The 23673-nt window shown below is 62.6% G+C and carries 20 protein-coding genes, 2 pseudogenes and 1 riboswitch; of the genes and pseudogenes, 6 read left to right on the forward strand and 16 right to left on the reverse strand.

All coding sequences use genetic code 11. The features are described 5' to 3' along the window. The first annotated feature begins 131 nt into the window (after nucleotides 1–131). Together NKH12_RS15690 and derI are read left to right on the forward strand one after the other, a co-directional pair. A complete protein-coding gene (locus NKH12_RS15690; protein WP_352953965.1) occupies nucleotides 132–890 on the forward strand; it encodes a triose-phosphate isomerase in 759 nt (252 codons plus the stop codon). A 28-nt stretch (nucleotides 891–918) separates the two neighbouring features. After that, nucleotides 919–1362 carry a D-erythrulose-4-phosphate isomerase gene (derI, locus tag NKH12_RS15695; RefSeq protein ID WP_095483850.1) on the forward strand — a complete coding sequence of 148 codons (444 nt, stop codon included), beginning with the start codon at nucleotides 919–921 and terminating at the stop codon, nucleotides 1360–1362. 87 nt (nucleotides 1363–1449) lie between these two features. Here the strand turns inward: derI and dhaL are convergent, their stop codons facing one another. The 5 genes from dhaL to oiaX all read right to left on the reverse strand — a co-directional run bounded on the left by dhaL (nucleotide 1450) and on the right by oiaX (nucleotide 6556). Continuing rightward, entirely contained in the window at nucleotides 1450–2088 is a 639-nt protein-coding gene (dhaL, locus tag NKH12_RS15700; RefSeq protein ID WP_352953966.1) for a dihydroxyacetone kinase subunit DhaL, read from the reverse strand. A 9-nt stretch (nucleotides 2089–2097) separates the two neighbouring features. Then, complete coding sequence (locus NKH12_RS15705) at nucleotides 2098–3105, reverse strand: dihydroxyacetone kinase subunit DhaK (RefSeq protein ID WP_352953967.1); 1008 nt, start codon at nucleotides 3103–3105, stop codon at nucleotides 2098–2100. 56 nt (nucleotides 3106–3161) lie between these two features. Continuing rightward, a complete protein-coding gene (locus NKH12_RS15710; protein ID WP_352953968.1) occupies nucleotides 3162–3653 on the reverse strand; it encodes a 6,7-dimethyl-8-ribityllumazine synthase in 492 nt (163 codons plus the stop codon). Nucleotides 3654–3729: 76 nt separating this feature from the next. Then, nucleotides 3730–3933, reverse strand: a riboswitch (FMN riboswitch). A gap of 33 nt (nucleotides 3934–3966) precedes the next feature. After that, nucleotides 3967–5301: a four-carbon acid sugar kinase family protein gene (locus tag NKH12_RS15715; protein WP_352953969.1), complete on the reverse strand. Its 1335-nt coding sequence runs from the start codon at nucleotides 5299–5301 to the stop codon at nucleotides 3967–3969. A 4-nt stretch (nucleotides 5302–5305) separates the two neighbouring features. Further along, on the reverse strand, nucleotides 5306–6556 hold the full coding sequence (oiaX, locus tag NKH12_RS15720; protein ID WP_352953970.1) for a 3-oxo-isoapionate-4-phosphate decarboxylase OiaX: 1251 nt from the start codon (nucleotides 6554–6556) through the stop codon (nucleotides 5306–5308). Nucleotides 6557–6697: 141 nt separating this feature from the next. On the opposite strand from oiaX, the gene NKH12_RS15725 reads away from it, so the two are divergent. After that, complete coding sequence (locus tag NKH12_RS15725) at nucleotides 6698–7411, forward strand: transcriptional regulator NanR (RefSeq protein WP_352953971.1); 714 nt, start codon at nucleotides 6698–6700, stop codon at nucleotides 7409–7411. A gap of 2 nt (nucleotides 7412–7413) precedes the next feature. Here the strand turns inward: NKH12_RS15725 and apnL are convergent, their stop codons facing one another. The 11 genes and pseudogenes from apnL to mtnK form a co-directional block, all read right to left on the reverse strand. Then, entirely contained in the window at nucleotides 7414–9249 is a 1836-nt protein-coding gene (gene apnL, locus NKH12_RS15730) for a D-apionate lactonase (RefSeq protein WP_352953972.1), read from the reverse strand. Beyond that, nucleotides 9246–10280 (reverse strand): Gfo/Idh/MocA family protein, encoded by a 1035-nt coding sequence (locus tag NKH12_RS15735; RefSeq protein ID WP_352953973.1) that lies wholly within the window; start codon nucleotides 10278–10280, stop codon nucleotides 9246–9248. The genes apnL and NKH12_RS15735 overlap by 4 nt, the downstream gene beginning before the upstream one ends. A 2-nt stretch (nucleotides 10281–10282) precedes the next feature. Continuing rightward, a complete protein-coding gene (locus tag NKH12_RS15740; protein WP_352953974.1) occupies nucleotides 10283–11347 on the reverse strand; it encodes an ABC transporter permease in 1065 nt (354 codons plus the stop codon). Continuing rightward, the gene (locus tag NKH12_RS15745) at nucleotides 11340–12896 is read right to left on the reverse strand and encodes a sugar ABC transporter ATP-binding protein (protein WP_352953975.1); all 1557 of its coding nucleotides are present in this window, start codon (nucleotides 12894–12896) and stop codon (nucleotides 11340–11342) included. Before NKH12_RS15745 ends, NKH12_RS15740 begins: the two co-directional genes overlap by 8 nt. Further along, entirely contained in the window at nucleotides 12893–13552 is a 660-nt protein-coding gene (locus NKH12_RS15750) for a DUF2291 family protein (protein WP_352953976.1), read from the reverse strand. Before NKH12_RS15750 ends, NKH12_RS15745 begins: the two co-directional genes overlap by 4 nt. Nucleotides 13553–13628: 76 nt before the next feature. Further along, nucleotides 13629–14570, reverse strand: a complete 942-nt coding sequence (locus tag NKH12_RS15755) for a D-ribose ABC transporter substrate-binding protein (RefSeq protein ID WP_352953977.1) — start codon at nucleotides 14568–14570, stop codon at nucleotides 13629–13631. A 425-nt stretch (nucleotides 14571–14995) separates the two neighbouring features. Continuing rightward, entirely contained in the window at nucleotides 14996–15823 is an 828-nt protein-coding gene (locus tag NKH12_RS15760; protein WP_352953978.1) for a phosphogluconate dehydrogenase C-terminal domain-containing protein, read from the reverse strand. 110 nt (nucleotides 15824–15933) lie between these two features. Further along, nucleotides 15934–16191, reverse strand: a pseudogene (locus NKH12_RS15765) (ABC transporter permease); the annotation flags it as partial. 165 nt (nucleotides 16192–16356) lie between these two features. Further along, nucleotides 16357–16917 carry a hypothetical protein gene (locus NKH12_RS15770; RefSeq protein ID WP_352953979.1) on the reverse strand — a complete coding sequence of 187 codons (561 nt, stop codon included), beginning with the start codon at nucleotides 16915–16917 and terminating at the stop codon, nucleotides 16357–16359. Between the two features lie 502 nt (nucleotides 16918–17419). Further along, on the reverse strand, nucleotides 17420–18514 hold the full coding sequence (gene mtnA, locus NKH12_RS15775) for an S-methyl-5-thioribose-1-phosphate isomerase (protein WP_352953980.1): 1095 nt from the start codon (nucleotides 18512–18514) through the stop codon (nucleotides 17420–17422). Continuing rightward, on the reverse strand, nucleotides 18511–19782 hold the full coding sequence (mtnK, locus tag NKH12_RS15780) for an S-methyl-5-thioribose kinase (protein WP_352953981.1): 1272 nt from the start codon (nucleotides 19780–19782) through the stop codon (nucleotides 18511–18513). Before mtnK ends, mtnA begins: the two co-directional genes overlap by 4 nt. A 136-nt stretch (nucleotides 19783–19918) precedes the next feature. Here mtnK and NKH12_RS15785 point away from each other — a divergent pair, with 136 nt between their 5' ends. The 3 genes and pseudogenes from NKH12_RS15785 (at nucleotide 19919) to NKH12_RS15795 (ending at nucleotide 23619) form a co-directional block, all read left to right on the forward strand. After that, nucleotides 19919–21445, forward strand: a complete 1527-nt coding sequence (locus tag NKH12_RS15785; RefSeq protein WP_352953982.1) for a sugar ABC transporter ATP-binding protein — start codon at nucleotides 19919–19921, stop codon at nucleotides 21443–21445. Between the two features lie 57 nt (nucleotides 21446–21502). Then, nucleotides 21503–22502, forward strand: a pseudogene (locus NKH12_RS15790) (ABC transporter permease). A 61-nt stretch (nucleotides 22503–22563) separates the two neighbouring features. After that, entirely contained in the window at nucleotides 22564–23619 is a 1056-nt protein-coding gene (locus NKH12_RS15795; RefSeq protein WP_352953983.1) for a substrate-binding domain-containing protein, read from the forward strand. Nucleotides 23620–23673: the final 54 nt, after the last annotated feature.

The raw sequence follows: 23673 nt of genomic DNA on the forward strand, positions 1-23673 counted from the left end.
AGCCGCCACCGGTCAATCCAAGCCGACCAAAAGACCGAGCCTCTCCCAATCAGATGGCCTTCATATATGAATAACTTTCCCCGGACAGCCCTGCGCTACGCGGGATGGAACAGGCTCTAGGAGGAGGACGCATGGTTTACTGGGTCGGCACAAGCTGGAAAATGAACAAGACGCTTGCAGAGGCCACTGATTTCGCCAAGGCGCTGGCGGGATTCGTTCCCGGTTTCGACGACCGCATCCGGCCCTTCGTCATCCCACCCTTTACGGCGGTCCGCGAGGTCAAGAAGGCGTTGGCGACGACGCGGGTCAAGGTCGGTGCCCAGAACATGCATTGGGCCGACGCCGGCGCCTGGACCGGCGAGATCTCGCCGATGATGCTGACGGATTGTGGGCTCGACCTCGTCGAGCTCGGTCATAGCGAACGGCGCGAGCATTTCGGCGAGACCGACAATACGGTCGGCCTCAAGACCGCAGCGGCGGTGAAGCACGGGTTGGTGCCGCTCATCTGCGTCGGCGAGACATTGGCGCAACGCAACAGCGGCCAGGCCGATGCGGTGCTGGCCTTGCAGGTGCAAGGCGCGTTGCAATTCCTCGAAGGCGAGGCAAAGGCGGCGACAATCCTGTTTGCTTACGAGCCGGTCTGGGCGATCGGCGACAAGGGCATTCCGGCAAGTGCCGACTATGCCGACAGGCAGCAGGCGCTGATCAAGAAGATCGCCGGCGATCTTCTGCCGTCCACACCACCGGTGCTTTATGGCGGCAGCGTCAATCCGCAAAATGCCGCCGAACTGATCGGCCAGCCGAATATCGATGGGCTGTTCATCGGCCGCTCCGCCTGGCAGGCGGATGGTTACATCGACATCCTTCAACGCGCCTCGGCGGCGATCTGAATCAATCGAACAGGAAAGGACAGAAAAAATGAAAATTGCCATTGGAGCCGACAGTGCCGGCAAGCCGTTGCTCGACGTTATTGCCGCGCATCTCGCCACCAAGCCCGGCCTTGCCGTCAGCGACCTCAGCCAGGCGGGCTACTATGCCGACCTGTCGCAGAAGCTCGCCCAGACCATCCTCGACGGCGAGAACGATCGCGGCATCCTGTTTTGCGGCACCGGCATCGGCGTTTCCATCTCGGCCAACAAGGTGCCCGGCATTCGAGCGGCACTCACCCATGACACCTATTCGGCGGAGCGCGCGGCGAAATCCAACAACGCCCAGATCATCACCATGGGCGCCCGCGTCATCGGCCCGGAACTGGCCAAGTCGATCGTCGACGCCTGGCTCGCATCGGAGTTCGACGAAAAGGGACCGTCGGCCGGCAATGTCCAGGCGATCGACAGGCTCGATGCGGCGAAGCTGGGCTAATGCATGTCGCCCAAAAGTGCGCAGCGGTTTTGGGATAACGACATGTATAAAACAGGGGCTTAAGCGCGTCGCATTGATGCCATGCGCTTAAGCCAAGCTTTTTCGCATCGCGCCGATGATGGTAACCGCCGACGCGGAGCCGGGGTCCATGTGCCCGAGCGATCGTTCGCCGAGCCGCGATGAGCGGCCCTTCGCGGCGATCATGTTCTTGGTCGCCTCGGCGCCCTGTTCGGCTGCTTCAAGGGCGGCCGCGAGGCTTTCGGATAAGGTCTTGCCGGAAGCATGCGCAGCGGCGGCGGCTTGCGCCGCAGGCAGCCAGGCGTCGACCATCGTCTTTTCACCGATCTCGGCCTTGCCGCGATCCTGGATGCCTCGCGCCATCGCCTGGAACAGGGCGATGAAGTCGGCACCCGCCAAAGTCGCCTTGCCCTTGACGGCAGCCGCACCACGCATGAAGGCCGTCGCATAGAGCGGGCCCGACGAGGCGCCGACAGCGTTGAGGAACGATTTGGCTGCGGTGTTGAGGAGAGCTGTCGGCTCGGTCGCCGCGAGGTCCAGCGAAGCGAGTGCATCGCGCACCGCGCCAAAGCCGAGCCCCATGGCGATGCCATGATCGGCGTCGCCGATGACGCCGTCGAGCTGGCATAGCCGGTCCTTGTCGGCCTCGATCGCCACCGCGATTTCATCGAACATCGTCTTCAGGCGAGCCGTGTCTATCGCTGTCATGGTCTGCTCTCAGCCGGCGCGGAACATGGCGCAATCGCAAGGATGGTCGAGCATCGTCTGCAATTCGCCGTCGAGATGCATCAGCGTCACCGAGGCGCCAGCCATCTCCAGCGAAGTGCAGTAATTGCCGACCCAGGTCGCATGGATGGAAACGCTGATATCGTTGAGCCTCTGCTTGACGCGCCGGTTCATGATGTAGAGTTCCATCAGCGGCGTCGAGCCGAGCGAATTGACGAGCACGGCGACCTTGTCGCCGCGTGCCGGCGCCATCTCGTCGAAGATCTTGTCCAGCATCTCGTCGGTGATCTCGTCGGCTGTTTTCAGTTTTCCGCGCGCGATGCCCGGCTCGCCATGAATGCCCATGCCGATCTCCATCTCGTCCGGTCCGATCTCGAAATTCGGCCGGCGGGTCTGCGGCAGCGAACAGGGCGACAGCGCCACCCCCATGGTGAAGGTGTGATCGTTGGCCTTCCGGGCGATGCGCTCGCATTCATCGAATGACAGCATCCGGTCGCAGGCGGCACCGGCGGCCTTGAAGATGAAGAAATTGCCGGCAACACCGCGCCGCCTTTGCCGTTGGTCACGCGGCGCTGATGCCACGTCGTCGGTGGTCAGCACGGTGCGCACCTCGATGTCATCCATCGCCGCCATCTCGGCGGCCATGTCGAAATTCATCACGTCGCCGGCATAGTTGCCATACATGAACAGCACGCCGGCGCCGCCGCTGGCCGCCTTGGCGCATTCGAGGATCGGGTCCGGCGGCGGCGAGGCGAAGACATTGCCGATCGCGGCCGCGTCGGCCAGCCCCTTGCCGACGAAGCCGAGGAATGTCGGCTCGTGGCCGGAGCCACCGCCGATGACGAGGCCGACCTTACCCTGGCGAGGTCCATCGCGGGCGATAATCGAGTGTGGGCTGCCCGCCGCGCTTTGGAGATGGCGGGGGTGCGCGGCAAGAATGCCTTCCAGCATTTCGTCGACAGTGCGGTTGCCGTCATTGATGATCTTCTTGGTCTGCACCTGCGTCCTCCCGAGTTCCGTATTTTCGCAGATAGTACAGCGTGTTACCGGGATTTCTACCCGGGGACGGACATTTCAGCGGCGATACGTTCCCGCGCGGCCAGGATCTGCACGCAGGCATTGGCTGCCTCTTTGCCCTTGACCTGGAAGTGTTCGAAGAAGAAGCGGTGGTGGTCCGCGCCGTCATGGTAGTTGTGCGGGGTGAGCACCGCCGAAAGCACCGGCACGCCGGTGGACAGTTGCACGTTCATCATGCCGTCGATGACAGCGCCCGCCACGAATTCATGCCGATAGATGCCGCCATTGACGACAAACGCCGCGCCGAGGATTGCTGCATAGCGACCGGTCTCGGCAATCGTCTTTGCATGCAGGGGAATCTCATAGGCGCCCGGCACATCGAAGACATCGACGGCAAAGCGTTTCTCTCCGAGAGCCGCCAGTTCCGCCCCGAACGCTTCAACGCACTGGTCGACGATATCGGCGTGCCAGCGCGCGCGAATGACGGCAACGCGGATCGTTTCATAGTCTTTCTGGGAATGCTGATTCATGGGTCCATCCTTCCGTTTCGATCCAGAATCAGGACGCACGATACGGAGTCCGAACCACGAAAGCGGACCGTCTTCCGTTCGTTCTCTTTCATCCGGACTGTGACCGTCGGCTCCGGAATCACACCGGATCTGCTGACCCTTCCGGCCAACCGGAAAGCGCTCGCGGGCTTGGGCCTAGCGCATGACCCCGAAAACCGGAATCGGTTTTCGGAAAGGATCATGCGCAACTTAAAGTGCCCTTACCGCCGGTGGGGACTTTCACCCCGCCCTGAGAACATTGACGGCGTTTGTATGGAAGGGCAGCGCGATCCTGTCAACCGCCGAGCCCATCGCGGATGGCGCAGAAATAGCGATCGGTTCCGACCTGCCCGCCCTTGAGCGCAACCTCCAGTCCATCGATTGCCTTGACGCGCGAGTGGGCGACGCAAAGCGGCGAGCCTGGCGAGGCGGGCAGCGGCATCCGCACCGTCAGCGCATCGACCCCCATCTGGCCGAGTGCGTGGCTCGACGTATCGCCGCCGGCGATGATCACGCGCTGTAATTTCTGCTCGATCGTCAGTTCGCGAAGAAGTTCGCCGAGGCCGCGGCCAAGCTTGTGGCGGGCGCCTTCCTGCCGGTCGATTTCGGCGCCGCGGTCGGCTGCGGGACCAAGGGCGGTGTAGAGGACGACACTGCGACCGGCTTCAAGACTGGCGCAGCCGGCCGCAATCGCTCGCGCAATCGCTTCACCAGAGGCCTCCGAGACCAGTTCGACAGGATCCACCTCGATCCCGTCGAACCCGTCCGTCAAAGCATGCCGGATCTGCCGCTCGGTGGTCGGCGAGCAACTGCCCGAAACCACCGCGATCCGGTCGGCCGCACCCGGTGGCAAAAAACTGGGCTCGGCACGGACAGTCCCGTTGGACGTCCATTCGGCCAGCAGCGCATATTCGATACCCGAAGAGCCGACGACGAAAATGCCGCCCGGCGTGCGAACGCGCCATATCTCCTTGCCGGCAAGCGCCTGAGTTTCCAGGCTGTCGACATCCAAAAGCACGATGTTGATGCCGTCGGCGAGCAAGCGATCGAACGCTTCCGAGTGGAACGCCGACTGCAGCGTCGCGAGATCGACCAGCCCTGAGGTGAGGTCTGTCTGCCGCGACAGATGGATCAGCAAATCGGATTCATCCATCGGTGTGATCGGGTGGCGGCTCATCACGGGATGGCGATCGATACGGAAAAATTTTTCGCGGTAGGCCGCAAACAGATGGCCGAAGGCGGTGTAGCGCTTGAGCTGCGGCGCGCCGACCACCAGCGGCACGCTGTCTTGGCTGAAAACCGAGCGGCCGATCTCGATTGCCCGGCCGATGCTGCCGATCATTGGACTGGAATCGAAGGTCGAGCAGACCTTGTAGTGGCAGATCTCGGCATTCAAAGTCTTCAGCCAGGCGAAGGCGTTGCGCAGATGCGTGTCCATCCACTGCGGCGTCTCGCTGCGGCTGGTGCCGGCCAGGCCGATGGCACGGCAATGCCTGAACTGCGAAAGCAGGGCCTCGTCCGGCTGGCGTATGAACAGCACGGTCGCCACACCGCCGAGCTCGAGCGCCTCCATGACGTCGGTCGAGCCGGTGAGGTCGTCGCCATAGTAGCTGAGAAGCAGGTTTTGCATGGCGTCAGGCCGCTTTGCCGTCGCCGAATTTCTCGATCGACCGCGCCAATTCGGCATGGGTCAGGGCAAACTTCGCCAGCGGGATGCCATCGACCGCCGCCTGCCAGGCTTGCTGCACGGCGCGCACGCCGGCACCCGGCCCGTCCGGATGGCTGACGATGCCGCCGCCGCAGAGATAGAGAAGATCGACCGTCCGGCCGGTTCGCTCAAAGGTTTCGGGGGCCTGTCCGCCCCATTGGCCGGAGCCGGCGACCGGCAGCGCGCAATCATCCGGCGAGAAGATCGGCGTGGTCACCGCCTTGAAGGACTCGATGAAGGACCAGTCCGGCTCCCAGTATTTCGAGGCGATGCCGTTGATCTGGAATTGATCGACGCCGAGCAGCCGCCAGAACTGCTGCCAGACCTTGAAATCCATGCCGAGGCCGGGATGGCGGGTGAGAATGTCCCAGCCGTTGCGGTGGGCGTGCAGCACCAGACTGGAGCGCTTTCTCAGGTAAGCCATGCCGCCGAAGCCGACGGAGTTGATGTTGACCACCGCGCAATTGCCGCCGGCCTTCGCCACCAGATCGTGGTTGCGCATCATCTCGTCAGGATCGGCATGCGAGATGCCAAAGGCATACATCACCTTCTTGCCGGTCTTCTGCTCATGGTCGAGGACCAGCGGCATGATTGCCTTCACCCGTTCCGACAGCGGCGAATAGGCCGGGCTCATCAGCTTCTCGTCGTCCTTGATGAAATCGACGCCGGCGGCGATCAGCTCACCCACCATTGCGGCGGTCTCGTGCGGGCGCAATCCAAGCGCCGGCTTGACGATCGTCCCGATGATCGGGCGGTCCTCCACGCCGGTCAGCCGGCGACTGCCGGCAACGCCGAATTGCGGGCCAGGGTGCGCGCCTCGGTATTCGTCCGGCAGCTTCATGTCGACGACGCGAATGCCGGACAGGCCCTTGATCGAATAGGCGCCGCCGACGGCGATGGTCATCAACGCCGAAAGGTCGGTGCCAACGGCATCGAGCGGAAACGCGATGTCGACATCCGCGCGCTTGAAGGGCCCGTCACCGGCTTCGGGAAGGGACGGGCGATCGGCGTCCGGCAGATGCCGTATCGCCAGGACGCGTGCAGCGACCCGGGCCTTGAGCTCTTCGGTCTCGCCGGCCAGCGCGACGAAGGTTCCTGTCGACTGGTCGCTGGCGATCTTGGTCGCCAGCGCCTCGATGCTCGCCGAGGTCTCGATGCGATAGGTGACGGTAATCATAGCGCGAAAAAAGTTCCCGATCTTTGAAATCTGGTATAATGAGTACATGAGTATTGCAAGCGATATCCTGCTCGCGCAGGCATTCTGGGAATCGTGGCGACAATGCTAAATAGACAGCGATCAAAGGAGTGATTCGCGACGATGAACCGTTCGGAGCCGATCGTCCGGCGCAAACTTTCCGACGAAGTATTTTTGAGACTGAAGCGCCTGATCACCAGCGGCGAATTGCAGCCGGGCGACGACATGCCGTCGGAACGTGAGCTGATGGAGCGCTTCGAGGTCGGCAGGCCGGCGATCCGCGAGGCGATGCAGGCGCTGAGCAATATGGGCCTCGTCGCCATCTCGCATGGCGAGCGGGCGAAAGTGCTGCAGCTGACCGCCAAGTCGATCATCAAGCAGGTCGACGGCGCGGCCAAGATCATCCTGTCGTTGTCGAAGGACACGCTGGAGCACCTCAAGAACGCGCGCATCTTCTTCGAGCGCGGCATGGTCAGGGAAGCCGCAGAAAAAGCCACCGCCGAGGACGTGCAGCGGCTGCGGGCAACCGTTGCCGAACAGCGGAGCTTTCGCGGCGATTCCGAAGCCTTCATATCCGCGGACATGAAGTTTCATACCCAGATCGCGGCAATATCCGGCAACCCGATCTATGTCGCGGTCAGCGAAGCGATGCTTGGCTGGCTGAAGGAATATCACACCGAGATGCTGATCTGGACAGGCAAGGAAAACTTCACGCTGACCGAGCACGAAGAGATCATCGGGCGCATCGAGCAGAAGGATGCGGACGGCGCTGAGAAGGCGATGATCAAGCACCTCGAGCGCTCGCGCGCGCTCTACGTGATGAATTCCGGCAACTGATTTCACCCGATCCGGGTGATCGCGTAGGGCGGCATCACAAGGTGGCGTCGGTCGAACCCGGAAACATCAACCGTCACTTCGCTCGCCGTCAGATTCGCCAGCCACATGACGGTCTGGCCCGCGGGAGAACGGCCGGCCAGCGTGAGCACCCGCGTCTCATCGCTAGTCCTCGCCGCTATGTGCCTGAAGCCGGCCAGTTCGCAAAGCCCCTTGATAGCCTCGAAAATCGGCCGGGGTTCACCTTCGCCGACGGGTTCCCCGCATGCCGCCAGCACGCCGAACGGTCCGGTGAAGCTGGACAGCGTGAGCATCTCCAGCCCGGCCGGCGCGACGCGCGCGGCATAGCCGATCGTCCATGCTGCCGCGAACATGCCGGCATGGCGAGGATCCCGGTCGGCCATGGCGATGCGCTGACCGTGCGGATTGGCCTTGGTCGTACCGCCATAGGGGTTCTGCCGCATGGCGATGGTCGACGGGCCGATCCGGTAGGGCTTTGGCCCGAAGATCGCCCGTACCGATTGGGTGATGAAAGGCAACGCCTCCAACGATTGCATGACGCTGAGATCGTCGGCGGCGTGCACGATCGGACACGTACAGTGGGTGACGAAATCGAGCAGGTCGGCGGGAACGCGCTTGCGGTTGAGTTCGGTGAAATAGCTGAACATGCCGCCGCCGAGGCGGATGTCGGGAAAGGCGCGGCGAGCGGCAGAATAGACGTCTTCGAGCGGCGGACATTCAGGCCATGCGCTGCCCGGCGGCGTCGATTGCCGGTCGACCGAAGGCGAAACGGCGATGGCCGAGAGTTTCAGCCCGGCCTGTCGCACCATATCGGCGACGCCTGAAAGCTCCGCGTCGAGATCGCCAACGCAGGAAACGACGCATTCAAGCGTCGTCTTGGCCGGGCAGGCTGCGGCGAGCCTGGCGTAGGACTGCAAGGCGTCGAGGCTGTGGCCGCGCGTCGGATCGTAGTGGAACATCAGCTGTTGCGGGCCAAGCGCGGACAGTGCTGGCAGGTTCGCAAGCGCCGTCCCGACCTCATCCGGGTAGATGATGACGCCGATATCCGGCAGCAGCGGTCCGACTTCGCCGAGCTCGACGCGGATTGGTTCGGCGGTTGCGGCAGCCGGCGCCTTTCCGGCGCCGGTCACACGCAGACTGATCGTCTGGCGCAGCGTCTCGCCGGCAGGCAGCACATAGGGCCATGGCAGCGCGAGCGGCCGGACATAGGTCTTGTAGGACGCGTCCGACCAGTTGCGCTGGTCCTCCATCTCGAACACGTCGCCTTCCATCCGGCATTCGGCGGCGACGCCGGGCCGAACCCCATGGGTGATCGCCCGCAGGTCCTTGAAAGGCTGCCACGGGTCGATCAGGTCGGGAAGCTTTGTTTCCACCACGCTGCCGTCGGTGTGCTCGACCGTGACCGGGCTGCCGGCCAGGCCGGCGATCGGATGCAGGATGCAGAAACCGCAGCGATTGGTCTCGAAATCGTCTTCGGGACGCGTGCTCACGTCGAAAACCAGCTGGCCGTCGGCGGAAGCCTCGATCGTCGCGCGAAAGTCGAGTCGGCTTCCCCGCGGTCCGACACAACTTGCCGAATAGCTGACCGAGAAAGTGTCGGCGCCCTGGCCGATAGTCAAATTCGTGAGAGCCGGCTCGTAGGTGCCCCAGTCGCGATCCCTGACGATATAGGCGATGGCGCGCAGCACTTCGATGCCGCCATGGCGGATGGTGCGCAGATTGCCGTTGACGAAGTTGGCGGTGAGCGCGCCGGCGCGCAGCCTGACCGGCTCGGCCTCGACCGCTCGCGTGCCATAGAGGAGGAAGGCGTCGGCGGTCATCTCAGCAAAGCGTCGAGCTGCACCGGCTCACGGCTCGCAGCCCCCGCATAGGCGGCCTCGACCAGCGCCAAAGTCTTGAGATTGTCGGCGCCCGAGGTTGCCGGCTCGGTTTTGCTCGCCAGGCAGCCGACCCAGTGCTTTTGGATGGCGACGACGCTTTCCTGGATGTTGTGCCACGGCCGCGATGCCCAGGGCAGCAGCGGCGGCGAGACGTCGCTAACCACCGTTCCGTTCCTGCCGGTGACGGTGAGGCGGTAATCCTGCTCGAGCCGGATCGTGCCGTCGCTGCCGTCGATCTCGACCAGCGTCTGCGGAAACGGCTCAGTCGCGAGCTTCGTCGCATAGCTGCAATCGACCACAGACGTTGCGCCGCTCTTGTGGTCCATCAGCATGGTTGCGACGTCCTCGCCGGCAATCTCAGGATTAATGCGAGCGGTTCGTGTCGTGATCGTCGAAACGTCGCCCAGCAGAAAGCGGGCAATGTCGAGACTATGGATGCCGAGGTCCTCGATGATGAAGCGCTTTCCCGTCGCCAGATAGGGCTGGCCGGAAAACACGTCATAGGCCGAGCGGAACGAGATCCGCCCGAAGAACGGGGTGCCGATGTCACCGCTGTCGAGCACGGCGCGCACCGCCTGGATTGGCGACTGCCAGCGAAAATTCTCATGCACCATCAGCGGCACGCCGGCGTCGGTGCATGCCTTAACCATGGCCTTGGCGTCGGCAAGCGACGGCGCGAACGGCTTCTGGCAGATTGCCGGAACGCGATTTTGTGCTGCCATCTCGACCAGCGGACAGTGGCTCGGCGCCGTGGTGGCGATATCGACGAAATCCAGGCTTTCGCCAGCAAAAAGTGCTGCCGCGTCGGTATAGCGCCGCGCAATGCCAAACTGGTCGCCGACCACTTTGAGCCGTTCCGGATCGCGGTCGCAGATGGCGACGATCGAGACATCGGCGATGTCGCGCCAGGCGTGCATCTGGTTGACGGCAAAGAAGCCGCAGCCGATCAGCGCTCCACGCAGTTCCGCCACGCTCAGCCCGCCTTTGCCATCTGCATCAGCGTCACGCGGCTCTGTAGCCGGCGCTGCGCTTGGTCGACGACGACGGCGACGATGATGACGAGGCCCTTGATCACCATCTGCCAGAACGAACTTACGCCCATCATGACCAGCCCATCGGAGAGAATGCCGATGACGAAGGCACCGACAATGGTGCCGCCGATCGTGCCGCGGCCACCCGACATCGAGGTGCCGCCGAGCACCGCCGCGGCGATGGCGTTGAGCTCGAAGCTTTCGCCGGTCGCCGGATGCGAGGCCATCAGTTCGGACGAGATGATCAGGCCGACGATCGCCGCGCAGAGGCCGGAGAACATGTAGACGAACATCTTCACCATGTTGACCCGGACGCCCGAAATCCGCGCCGCCCGCTCGTTGCCGCCGACGGCGAAGATGTGACGGCCGAGCGGGGTGTATTTGGCGAGATAGGCCGCTCCCAGTGCAACGACGACCAAGATCCATATCGAGACCGGCAGGCCGAGCAGCCGGCCGGCGCCGAGGAAGCCGAATCCGGTGGTGCCCAGATCGGGTTTGCCGACGAGGTTCGGGAAAGTGCGGCCATCGGACGACAGCAGCGCCAGGCCGCGCGCGACATAGAGCACGCCGAGCGTGGCGATGAAGGGCGCGACATTCAGCCTGGTGATCAGCAATCCGTTGACGGCGCCGATCAATATGCCGACCGCCAGCGTGATCAGGGCGATCTCGAAGACGTTGAAATAGATCGTGTAGCCGACCTGCAGGTCGATGCCGTTGAGCACGAGATAGCCGGCGACCATGCCGCACAGGCCGACGATCGAGCCGACAGACAGGTCGATGCCTCCGGTGATGATGACGAAGGTCATGCCCATGGCCAGGAACGCATTCAGCGCCACGTGCTTCGACATCAGGATCAGATTGGCCGCCGACAGGAAATTGGGTGCCGCGATCGAGAAGAAGATCAGGACGGCGATCAGCGCGATGAACGTCCTCGCCTTCATCAGCGTCAGCAGGACGGAGCCGTTCGAGGCGGAGGCAACAGAAGCCTTGGCCGGGATGTCAGTCATGGGCGGTGTTCTCCGTGTGCGGGACCGGTCCGTGGCCAAGCGCCGATGCGGCGACGAGTGCCGCCTCCGTCGCCTCGGCGCGATCGAACATGCCGGTCAGTTTTCCATTGCTCATCACCGCGATCCGGTCGGATAGCGCCATCACCTCGTCGAGATCGGAGGTGGCGAACAGTATGCCCAGTCCGTCGCGGGACAGTTTGCGCATGGTGCGGAAGACGTCGGCCTTGGCGCCGACGTCGATGCCGCGGCTCGGTTCGTCCATTAGCAGTACCTTGGGCCCGGTGAGCAGCGCCTTGCCGATCACCACCTTCTGCTGGTTGCCGCCCGACAGCGACGAGACTTCCTGTGCCGGATTGGCGACTTTGATCGCCAGTTCCCGCACCATCTGCGTCACCGCCTGGTTTTCCTTGGCGCCGCTGATATGGAACAGGCGCACAAACCGCGACAGGCTGGCCAGCGTCAGATTGCTGGCGACGGAGAGGATCGACACCAGCCCTTCGCGCTGGCGGTCCTCGGGGATCAGCGCCAGTCCGCGCCGGATGCGCCGCGTCGTATCTCGTTCTTTCACTTTTTTGCCGGCGATGAAGATCGCTCCAGTAGCATGGCCGTGGCGTCCCATGATGCAGTCGAACAGCTCGCTGCGTCCGGCACCCATCAGCCCATAGATGCCGAGGATCTCGCCGGCACGCAGCGACAGCGAGACGTGATCGACGGCAAGCCCGCCGGTCACGCGCGGCAGGCATATGTCCTCGGCGCGGAAGATCTCTTCGCCTGGAACATGGCCATCGGCCTTGGCGAAGTCCTTGGCGTCCGAGCCGATCATCTGTCGCACGATCCATTGCGTGTCGACGTTTTTCATCTTCTCTTGGCCGGTGATGCGCCCGTCACGCAGCACGGTGATGTAGTCGCCGATGCGGATCAGTTCCTCGAGCCGATGCGAGATGTAGACGATTGCAACGCCGCGCGCCTTGAGGTCGGCGATGACCTTGAACAGGATCTCGACTTCCGCTGCACTCAGCGCCGAGGTCGGTTCGTCCATGATCAGGATGCGCGCATCGAGCGAAACCGCCTTGGCGATCTCGACCAGCTGCTGCTGGCCGATGCGCAGGTCCTCGACCAGCATGTCGGGCCGGATGCCGGCTTCCAGGCGCTCGAGGAATTCCGCCGCACGGCGCTCCTGTTCTCGGCTGTCGATCTTGCGGAACCGGTTGGTGATCTCGCGGGTGGCGAAAATGTTTTCGGCGACCGTCAGGTTGCCGAACAGGTTCAGCTCCTGAAACACCATGCCGATGCCGCGGTTCACTGCGTCGCCGGATGACGAGAAGGAAACCTCTTCGCCCTCCAGGAGAATGCGGCCGAGCGTCGGCTGTTCGACGCCGGCGATGATCTTCATCAGCGTCGATTTGCCGGCGCCGTTTTCGCCGACCAGCACGTTGACCGCGCCCTTGCGCACCTCGAAATTTGCGCGCTTGACCGCGACGGTGCCCGAATAGACCTTCGAGACGTCTTCCAGCTTCAGGATGACATCATGATCGATGGCGGCAGTCATGGCTTTGGCCCGATCTCTGCCTCCGCCGGCGTCACCAGCGGCAGGTCCTGGCCGCTGCCCATGACATAGGCGCCGACAATCCTAACGCTCCGGCCCTCCAGCGCTTCGCGCGGCAGCTTGGAAAGCACTGTCCTGTCGGCATAGATGTTGAACGCCTTGCCGAACTGGGCGAAGTCGATCTGGTTGGTGAAGTCGTTGAACTGGATGAAGTCGAGGCTGTCGCGCAGCGCGGTGCCACGCACCGCGGGTCCGATCTGCACCCGCGCATCCGCCTTGCCGTCACCGTCGGCATCGACATCCATCGTCGCCGCGCGAGACTGCGTATTCGCCGTGACCACCTTACCTTCGAGGCGAACCGCGAAGGTCCATGGCGAATTCGCCTGCTTCTTCGGATTGCCGTACTTGGCACCGGCAGCCGCTGGATCGGTTTTCGCCAGGGCGTGAACCTCGGGAAATGGTCCGGCTTTCTGCTGGAGATAGGGTACCACCTTGGCAGCCCAGATATCCCCGACCATTTTGTCCGCATTGAAGGCCGGGGCATTGCCGCCGTTTTCCCCGGACGGTGTCGGCAGGATCTTGCAGGCGGTCAGGCTGATGCCGAGTGTCGCGGCAATGATCGGCGCGGCGAGGATCGAACATGTCGGCTTGTTCGGCATGGCGTTCAGGGCACCCAGGAAATGGAAGCAAGGGACGAGCCGGAAGCTCGTCCCTTGCGATTGATGTTACGCCGGCTCAGTTGGTCAGCGCGAAGGTTTCCAGCTTGGCGGCATTGTCGCCATTGATCAGGACGCAGTCCATCAGCTGCTTTTCCTCGGCCGGAGACTTCTTGTTCTTGATGAAGTCGTTGGCCTGCTCGACTGCCATCTGCGCCTGCGCATAGGCCGGCTGCAGGACTGTGGCCTTGATGCCGCCTGCGGCGATCGAGTCGCGCACGTCGTTCGACCCGTCGAAGCCGACGACGATGACGTCCTTGCGTCCGGCGGCAGCAAGGGCGGCATAGGCGCCCATCGCCATCGTGTCGTTGCCGGAGATCACGCCCTTGATGTCGGGATTGGCCTGAAGGATCGATTCCATCTTGGAATAGGCCTCGGTCTGGCTCCAGTTGGCCGACTGCTGCGCCACCATCTTCAGATCTGGATAGTCGTCGATGACATCGTGGTAACCCTCGGAACGGATGCCGGCATTGGTGTCGGATTCCTTGCCGACCAGCTCGACGAAATTGCCCTTCTCGCCCATCAGCTTGACGAACTCCTGCGCGCCAAGCTGGGCGCCCTGGTAGTTGTTGGAGACGATCTGCGCGACGGCGACGCCGGTGGCGTTGATCTCGCGATCGATCAGGAAGGATGGAACGCCCGCGTCCTTGGCCTTCTGCACGGCGGCGACGGTGGCGTCGGCGCCGGCATTGTCGAGGATGATCGCTTTGGCGCCGCGGCCGATCGCCGTGTCGATCAGCTCGGACTGCTTGTTGGCGTCGTCGTCATGGACGAGCACCAGCGCTTCATAGCCGAGTTCCTTGGCCTTGGCTTCCGCGCCGACGGCTTCAGCCTTGAAGAACGGATTGTCGTGCGAGGGCGTGATGATGGCAATGAGATCCGCCGCATAGGCGGGTGCGGCGGTACCAAGCGCCAGCATGCCGGCAAAAGCCGCAAGCGTCATTCTGCGAGTGAGTTTCATGATTTCCTCCCGTTTTGAAAAACTATGCCTTGACCAACCCAAGGCTGCTGTCTGCATGCAATTCATTTAGATGGCGCGGGCGCGGATAGACTGGGTTCAAAGCCGTTTGCCGGTTCATCTCAACGGAACGTCGCTCCCCAGCCATCCTCCACCCGAGGCCCGAATTTGCTTCGAAGCCTGATGGTCCGAGCCACCATACAGCTAAGCCAACTGGTATAATGAGTCAATCACTAATTCAGATGACATGTATCGGCACGCCCGCGACTTTCCTTCTCCCCCTGTGGGAGAAGGTGGCCGAGCGAAGCTCGGCCGGATGAGGGGTGTTCCAGCTTGGCAATGACGGCGATCCGTCCAACACCCCTCAACCGTCTTGGCGCTGCGCGCCAATCCACCTTCTCCCACAGGGGGAGAAGGAAAAGGTCATCTCAGGTGATGCGCTGAATGCTCGCTGCAATCTCTTCCGGCTCGAACACCCGCTTCCAGTCGTCGCGCATCAAGACCGGCTTGCCGAACTCGATGGCCTTGTTGCAGGCGTCGGAGAACACACCCTTGGTCTCGCCAAAGATGACGGCGCCGAGCACGTTCATGTGGCCAAGCAGGAAGTCGAGCGCGGCCTGCTGGTCGACGCCGCGCGCGACGACTTCGTCGACCGCTTCCTTCATGACGACGAGCAGCGAGGCGCAGACGGTTTCCGAAAGGCCCGGTTCGAGCAGCGCCATCTGGTCGACCGTGACGCGATGCGACCGCATGACCGGAGCCCAGATGATCTTGGCGATCGCTTCGCCCTTGGCGAAGTCTTCCTCAGGCCCCTGCATCAGCGCGCTGACCATATGCTGCTTGGCTTTGACGCCGCCGAAATAGTCCTTCTTGGCCGCCATGTCGGTCTCGTCGTTGAAGATCGGCGGATGGCAGGGATGGGTGACGAAATAGGTCAGGTCCGGCCGCTTCGGCAAATGGCCGGCGAAAGGTGCTGCGGCGTCCAGCACGACGACCATGGTGCCGGCAGCAAGCTTTCCCTCGATGCTGGCCGCAACCTTGCCGATATGGGTGTCGGGAACCGCCAGGATCACCACTTCGGCGCCATTCAGGGCCTCGTCGGCGCTGACCGCGTCGATACCCAACCCCGTCTTCAGCCGCTCGCAGCCGGCATCGCTGACCTCGACATGACGTATCGTGTAGGGAGAGCCGCGAAAATTAGTCGACAGGCGGTAACCCATTTTGCCGCCGGCACCAAACAGCGCTATCGTTGTCATCTTGCCATACTCCTGATCTCCAACGATGGCCCTGCCTATCGTCATCTTGTTAACTGGTATAATCACACGACCATAGCTTTGCAATCCGAATAGGGATGGACGCCGGCTATTTACGGCGGCCCACCCTTCGCCAGCGCCGCGGGGCCGTCGTCATCGCTCGCTGGGTCGACAGACGTTTGCCTCGCCATCGCTTGTCTGCCGGCAAGGGCGAGCACGAAGATGACGACGATGCCCTGGACGATGTCCTGGGCGCCGGGAGGCAGGCCGATGATCTGCATGGTCGTGACGATCAGGACGAGAAGAATGCTGGCAAACAAGGTGCCGACCGCCGTCGCCGAACCGCCGAAGATGAGCGTTCCGCCCAGCACCGATCGCCGACCAGACCCAGCGGTTCCGCTGCGCCCAGATGCTGAAGGCTATCAGCGCGGCAAGCACCGTCTGCCTCGATCCACGAATGGGGCGGTGCGTCAGCCGGCGCTGACATCCACCGCGATTGCGTGTCGAGTGGGAGCGATACTGATGGGTATCAGTGCTTATTTCGCAGCGATTTGGGCAGGCCTGCAATTAGGGCGCTCCGAGAGCTTTCGATAGTTATATCCATCGAAGGCAAATACGCTTCCGAAGATTTTTTGGTAAAAAGGTATGTAGAGGTGTTCTCCGGCACCATAGCTGTCGATTGCATCAAGAGCATCGTTGTAGGCCTTGGCGTCTATCGCTCGGAGAACCGGTGGTTCATCCCCGGCGATCCGTGTCATTTTACCCGCCCACGCTGCGCATTTCGCCTCATCGCAATCAATGCAGTCATCGATCTCAGCCAGCAAATAATAGTAGTCCCGCTGAAGTGCTTGATGGTCGCGCGCAGAACGACCGAAATCAAAGGCCAGCTGCGCTGCCGCCACCACAGAAATGGCAGCGCCAACCCACAGCTGATCAATGCCAAACCGGTGCATGACATCACTCATGGCAGCGGCACCCAGCAAGATCACAAGGAAGTTGAAGAAGCGGTTCCAGCGTTCAAACGCCCGTCGGCGCCCTGTGTGGTAGAGGGCGTTTCGAAGGGCGTTAAAACGCAGACTTTCTACGTTGCTAGCCACTACCTTTCCCTCTTTCCCGGCTTTTCGTCCCGTTCGGGTTTGTCGACTCGTTCGGGCTTCGGCTGTCGCGGGCCAGCATGCAGGCGCTGGCCAGTGTTCGAAGCCGCTTTCTTCGGAACGAACTGGCCAGAACGGCTCTCCCGCTTGGCGTTCTTGCCTTGTCCGCTACCCGCCTTCTTTGCCAAAGCCGTATCCTATTTCTTGGTCGGCGGTGGGGGCGGCGGCGGGGTCGGCTGTCTCGGCCCGACTGAAGTATTTACGCCACTCGAAGGTTGTCGTGGTCCCGAAGTTCTGATCTCGGTATTCTTGCTCATAAAAAATAAACCCTCCGCTGCGTGTTGAAATTGTAAGTGCCCGTTCGCAAATGGGGCGCGCGAGCGAATGCAATCACTATCATGAGTCTGCTCCCTGATCATCAACGGGAAAACTTTTTTCAACGCCGCTGGTGCAGCATGAGTCACCGCAACGAAATCCCCTCAGGAATACTTCGTGGGAAAACGGCCTATCCCCGTCTGGGAAACATTGCCTTCAAGCCTTGGCGCGAGGCCTTGGCGATACCGCGTTCCGTGATCAATCCGGTGACCAGTCGCGCCGGCGTCACGTCGAAGGCCGGGTTTGCCGCGGGCGTCGTCTCCGGCGAGATGCGGACCTGCGCAATCTCGCCACTCGCGGTCTTGCCCCAGACCAGCGAAACCTCGTCGGCCGAGCGCTGTTCGATCGGAATTTCTGCAAGCCCGTCATGCACCGTCCAGTCGATCGTCGGCGAGGGGAGCGCAACATAGAACGGCACGTCATTGTCGGCGGCGGCCAGCGCCTTCAGATAGGTGCCGATCTTGTTGCAGACATCGCCGTCGGCGGTGGTGCGGTCGGTGCCGACGATGACCATGTCGATCTGGCCGCGCTGCATCAGATGGCCGCCGGCATTGTCGACGATCAGCGTATGCGGCACGCCGTGGCCAGCCATCTCCCATGCGGTCAGCTGGGCGCCCTGGTTGCGCGGGCGCGTTTCGTCGACATAGACGTGAACGGGAATGCCCGCTTCCGTTGCCAAATAGATCGGCGCCGTGGCGGTGCCGTAGTCGACGGTGGCCAGCCAGCCGGCATTGCAATGGGTCAGGATGTTGACCGGCTCGCCAGGCTGCTTGCGCGCCGCTATTTCTTTGATGATTTCAAGCCCATTGACGCCGATGGCGCGGTTGAGGCCGACATCCTCGTCGGCGATTTCGCCGGCGCGCCGGTAAGCAGCCTCGGCGCGTTGTCCAGATGGAAGCGGCCGCAGGAAATTACGCATCTCGTCGAGCGCCCAGCGCAGATTGATCGCGGTTGGGCGTGTTTCGTGCAAGACCTCCCAGACGCCGTCGAGTGCTGCATCGGAAGGGTCGTCGGCCATCTGAATGGCAACGCCATAGGCAGCGGTGACGCCGATCAGCGGTGCGCCGCGCACCCACATGTCGCGGATCGCAGTGGCGATGCCGGCGACAGTGCTGACTTTCTCCACGCGGAAATCATGCGGCAGCCAGCGCTGGTCGATGATCTCCACCGAACGCCCGTCGTCGCTCAGCCAGATGGTCCGGTAGTGGCGGTCGCCGACGTTCAAATTCCGTTCTCCTGTTCGATCAGCGCGGCCAATTTGTTGACCTCGTCGATGCTGTGAATCTGGCGCCGGTTGACGGCGATGTGACGGCCGAACTTCAGCGCCTTCGCCTCACATGTGGCGCGCAGATCCTCGTCGGCAATGGTCTCGAAATCGGCGTTGTGCGCGAGGCCCAGGATGCGCCGGTGCACCTCGACGCCGGCAAAGCCCAGCATGTCGGTCCAGACCTGATGCAGCATGTGATCGAGCGCCTGTTCGGCGCCGAGCCTGTCGCCCTGATCCTCGAACAGGCTCTTCTGGTAGAGCATGCCGGTGCGCTCGGTTCGCCACAGATGCGAGAACTCGGTGCGGAACACCGACCATGCCTCGACCGTGACGTCGAGCAGATAGGCGCGCATGGCGTCGCGCATTCCGCTCTGCTCATGGCCGCGCTGCGAGAAGAACGCCATCCAGAAATTGGCAAGCAGCATGCCGACGTCGAAAGCGATCGGCCCATAGAAGGCGAATTCGGGATCGATCATTCGCGTTTCGGTGTCGGTGACCATGATCGAGCCGGAATGCAGGTCGCCGTGCAGCAGTGTCTCCGCATTGGCCGCGAAGATATGTTTCAGCCGCTGCGCCTCGACCTTGAGATCGCGGTCGGCGCGCAACTCGGCGACGATGCGGTCGAGTTGTGGGCTCGTATGCCGGTTCATCTTGGCGTCAAAATAGGGGTCTGAGAAAACCAGGTTCTCGGTGATGTCGCAAAGCTCGACATTGTCGGCGAACAGCGCCAGATCCGCCTTGCGATCTTTGGTCGCCATGCTGAGATCGGAGCCGCGAAACAGTGTGCGGGCCATGAACAGGCCGATGTCCCTCGCGATGTTCGGCAGTTGCCGACCCTCGATCAGCGCGCGCCGCAGGATGATGTGGGGTGACAGATATTCCATGATGATCAGCGCCTGGCCTTCGTCAAAGTGATGGATCGCCGGCACCGAGCCGGGCGCTCTCGCCTCTTGCCGCGTCAGCGCGTGATATTCGAAGAAGGAGCGCTTCAACGGCAGCGGCCAGCTGTCACCGACCAAGCGGACATAGGGCAGGGCCTGCTTGACGACGGCAGCACCCGTGGCTCCCTCGACGATGAACACCAGGTTCAGATTGCCGTCGCCGACCTCGCGGACCTTCCAGCGGCTTGTATCCTTGCCGATATGCGAACACAGGGCCTCGTTGGCGCCGAGGCGTGCCGCCAATGTTTCGACCGACAGTGCTTCGAACGGCAATTTCCCAGTCATCCTCACCCTCCCGCTGATGTGCTCCCATCATAATGGAGCCATGGCGGTCGGGCCAAGCTAGGAAGCTCTCTGGCAATTGTCAATCGTGTTGACAATTGCCGGAACAGCCCCTAGCGTCATAGTTAGGGAGGAACGAATGGGCAATGATGCCGTGTTCCGCGTGGACGGGCTGAGGAAGTCCTTCGGCCATATCGAGGTGCTTGGCGGCGTCTCGCTCGATTTGCATGCCGGCGAAGTAACCGTGCTGATGGGCGCCAACGGCGCTGGCAAATCCACCCTGGTCAAGATCATCAGCGGCGTCTACGAGCGTGGCGGCGGCACGATGAGCCTCGCCGGCCCAGATTTTGCGCACAAAGACTTCGCGCCAAACACGCCGGCGGAAGCGATCCGCGCCGGCGTCGTCACCGTTCACCAGAACATCAATGACGGTGTCGTCGCCGATCTCGACGTCGCCACCAATTTGACGCTCGACAGGCTGAGCGGCAGCGGCGCACCGACCCTGTTCAATCCAGGCCGGGTGCGTCGTGAGGCAAAGGCCGTCGCCGACCGCATGGGGCTGGCCATCGACCTGAAGGCCCGGATCAGCGATCTGTCGCTGGCCGACCGCCAGATGGTGGCGATTGCCCGCGCCATGGCGCACCAGCCGAAAGTGCTGATTCTCGATGAGCCGACCTCCTCTCTGTCGAGCGCCGAGGCCGACCGGCTGTTCGCACTGCTCGACAGGCTTCGCGAGCACGGCGTCGCAATCCTCTACATCTCGCACCGCATGTCCGACATCAGGCGGCTTGCCGACCGTATCGTCTCGATGCGCGATGGGGTCATCTCAGGTGTCTTCGACCGTAAGCCACTCGATTATGAAGGTGCGGTCAACGCCATGCTCGGCCGCAAGATCCACCTCGACCGGATCGTCGCCAGGAATTCGGCCAAGCCTGTCCTGATAATCGACGGGTTACGGATTGCAGAAGGTTCCAGGCCGATCTCGCTGACGCTCGGCGACGGCGAGGTCGTCGCCATCACCGGCCTCGTCGGCGTCGGCAAGACCGCGCTCGCCGAGACGCTGTTTGGCGTACGCAAGCCGCTCTCCGGCACCATGGTGCTGAACGGGAAACCCTATGCACCGGGATCGACGGGCGAGGCGATCGCCGCCGGCGTGTTTCTCGTCGCCAAGGATCGGAGCGAAAACGGGATCGTCGGCGACTTCAACATTCAGGAAAATATCAGCCTGCCGTTCTACAGGCGGATGTCGCGTCTCGGCGTCCTCAAGCGCGGCATCGAGCGCACCACCGCCCGCCAGCAGATTCGGGAACTGGGCATCGTCTGCCGCTCGGAGAAGGACGAAATGTCCGCGCTTTCCGGCGGCAATCAGCAGAAGGTGATGGTCGCCCGCTGGATGTCGCAGGCCGCAAAACTGTTCGTCCTGGACGAGCCTTTTCAGGGCGTCGACATTTCGGCCAGGCGCGATATCGCGGCCAAGCTGCGGGCGAGCGCGAACGGCCGTGCGACGCTGCTGTTCGTCACCGAACTCGACGAGGCGCTGGAGACCGCCGATCGCATCCTGGTGATGTCGGAGCAGACGATCGTCGGCGAACATCGCAACGCCGACATCGACCTCGAGCGGCTGCTGGCCGAAGTGGCGGGCGGGCCGTTGCACAGCGCAGCGTGAGGGCGGGCAGATAATGGGACGTGGGATGGAGAGGGCATGAGTTCGGGTTGGGTAAGGATGGCAGCCGCGCGCGACCATGCCATCCGCTATGGCTTCATCGTTCTGCTGTTCGGGTTGATCGCCTATTTCGCCATCGCCGCCGATGGCTTCGTCTCGCCGCAAAAGCGCCGTCTTCATCTTTCAGTCGGTCGCAATCACCGGCGTGCTGGCGCTTGGCGTCACTGCGACCCTGGTCGTCGGCGGCTTCGACCTGTCGATCGGCTCGGTCGCCACCAGTGCCATGATGGCAGCCGCCTATGTCATGGTGGTGCTGGAGCAGAACGCTGTCGTCGCGGTTGTCGCCTGCCTCTTGATCGGCGCCATTGTCGGCCTCATCAATGGCTGGCTGATCGTCTATATGCGCGTCCCGGATCTCCTGGCGACGCTCGGCATGATGTTCCTGCTCGTCGGCTTGCAGCGCATTCCGACCGAGGGCCGCTCGATCGCCACCGGTATGACGATGCCCGACGGCTCAGTCGCCAACGGCACGTTCGGCGCTGGCTTCCTGGCGCTTGGCCGCCACCGCTTCGATTTCTTCATCCCCAACCTCATCCCGGTTTCGGTAGTCGTCCTGCTCGTGCTTGCGGTGCTGATCTGGTTTTTTCTCGAATACACCCGTTTTGGCCGCATGATGTATGCGGTCGGCAGCAACGAACGGGCTGCCGAACTCGCCGGCGCGCCTGTCAAGGCATACAAAATCTGGGCCTACGTTATATCAGGAGTTTTTGCCTCGATCGGCGGCATTTTGCTCGCTGCCCGGCTTGGACGCGGCGACATCGCCTCGGGCAATAATCTCCTGCTCGACGCTGTCGCCGCGGCGCTCATCGGCTACGCGGTCCTCGGCGCCGCCAAGCCGAACGCCTTCGGCACGGCCGTCGGTGCGGTGTTTGTCGGCGTGCTGCTGCAGGGCCTGACGATGATGAACGCGCCCTACTACACCCAGGATTTCATCAAGGGCGTGGTTCTTGTAGTTGCCCTTGTCTTCACCTTCGCCCTTTCCGGCAGGGGCAAGAGGTAGGGTTTCGACAGATAGGATTTCGACCGGCTGAAATTTGAGTTCAACAAGTGGAGGAGACAACATGAAGATCACGAGAAGACTTTTGGGGAAGGCAGCACTCGGGCTTGCCGGCGCCACCCTGCTGATGCAGGTCCCGGCGATGGCGCAGGACAAGCCGGCGCCGTTCGACAAACCCGGTGCCGTCAAGATCGCGCTGGTCCGCTATCTCTCGACCGGTGACTTCTTCCAGGCCTATCTGTCCGGTGTCGAAGCGCAGGCCAAGGCGCTTGGCGTCGATCTGCGCGTCCTCGACAGCCGTCAGGATGCCGCCCTTCAGGCGGATATGGTCGACCAGGCCATTGCGCTCGGCGTCCAGGGCATCATCATCCAGCACGGCTTGACGGAATCGATGAAGGAAGCCGCCCAGCGCGCGGTCGACGCCGGCATCAAGGTCGTAGCCTTCGACGTCAATGTCGAAAACCCCAAAATCCCGCAGATCGAACAGTCCGACCGCGACCTTGCACGCCTCGCGCTCGAACAGGCGATCAAGGACAATGGCGAGAGCTGGAAGGCCGGCTATGTCTACGTAGCCGGCATCGCGCCGCTCGACCGCCGCAACGAGACCTGGGTCGAGTTCAAGAAGAAATATGCGGGCATCAACGAGGCTGCGATGTTCGGCACGCTCGACAATCCGATCGCCAATTCCGTCGCCAACCAAGCCCGTTCGGTGCTGTCGGCCAACCCCGACATCAAGGTGATGTTCGCGCCCTATGATGAATTCGCCAAGGGTGTGAAGATCGCCGTCGACGAGGCCGGTCTGTCTCAGGACATCAAGATCTATTCGGCCGACATCTCGACCTCCGACATCGCTGCAATGCGCGAGCCCGACAGCGCTTGGGCGGCAACCGCCGCCACCAATCCGGCCGTCGTCGGTCAGGTTTCGGTGCGCGCGCTGGCGCAGCTTTTGGCCGGCGAAGATCCCGGCCACAATGTCATCGTGCCGCCGACGCTGATCACCCAGAAGGACCTCCTCGACAAGGACATCAAGAACATGGAAGACCTCTCGGCCAAGCTGCCGCAGTTCGCCCATGCCGATGTCGCGATGCCGGCCTGGATGCCGAACCCGAACGCCAAATAGCTTTTTACCGCTGGCAAAAGAAAAGCGCGGCTTTCGGGCCGCTCTTTTCGCGTC

Origin of the sequence: Mesorhizobium sp. M1322 (assembly GCF_040318085.1) — a bacterium.
In the GTDB taxonomy this organism is placed as follows: Bacteria; Pseudomonadota; Alphaproteobacteria; order Rhizobiales; family Rhizobiaceae; genus Mesorhizobium.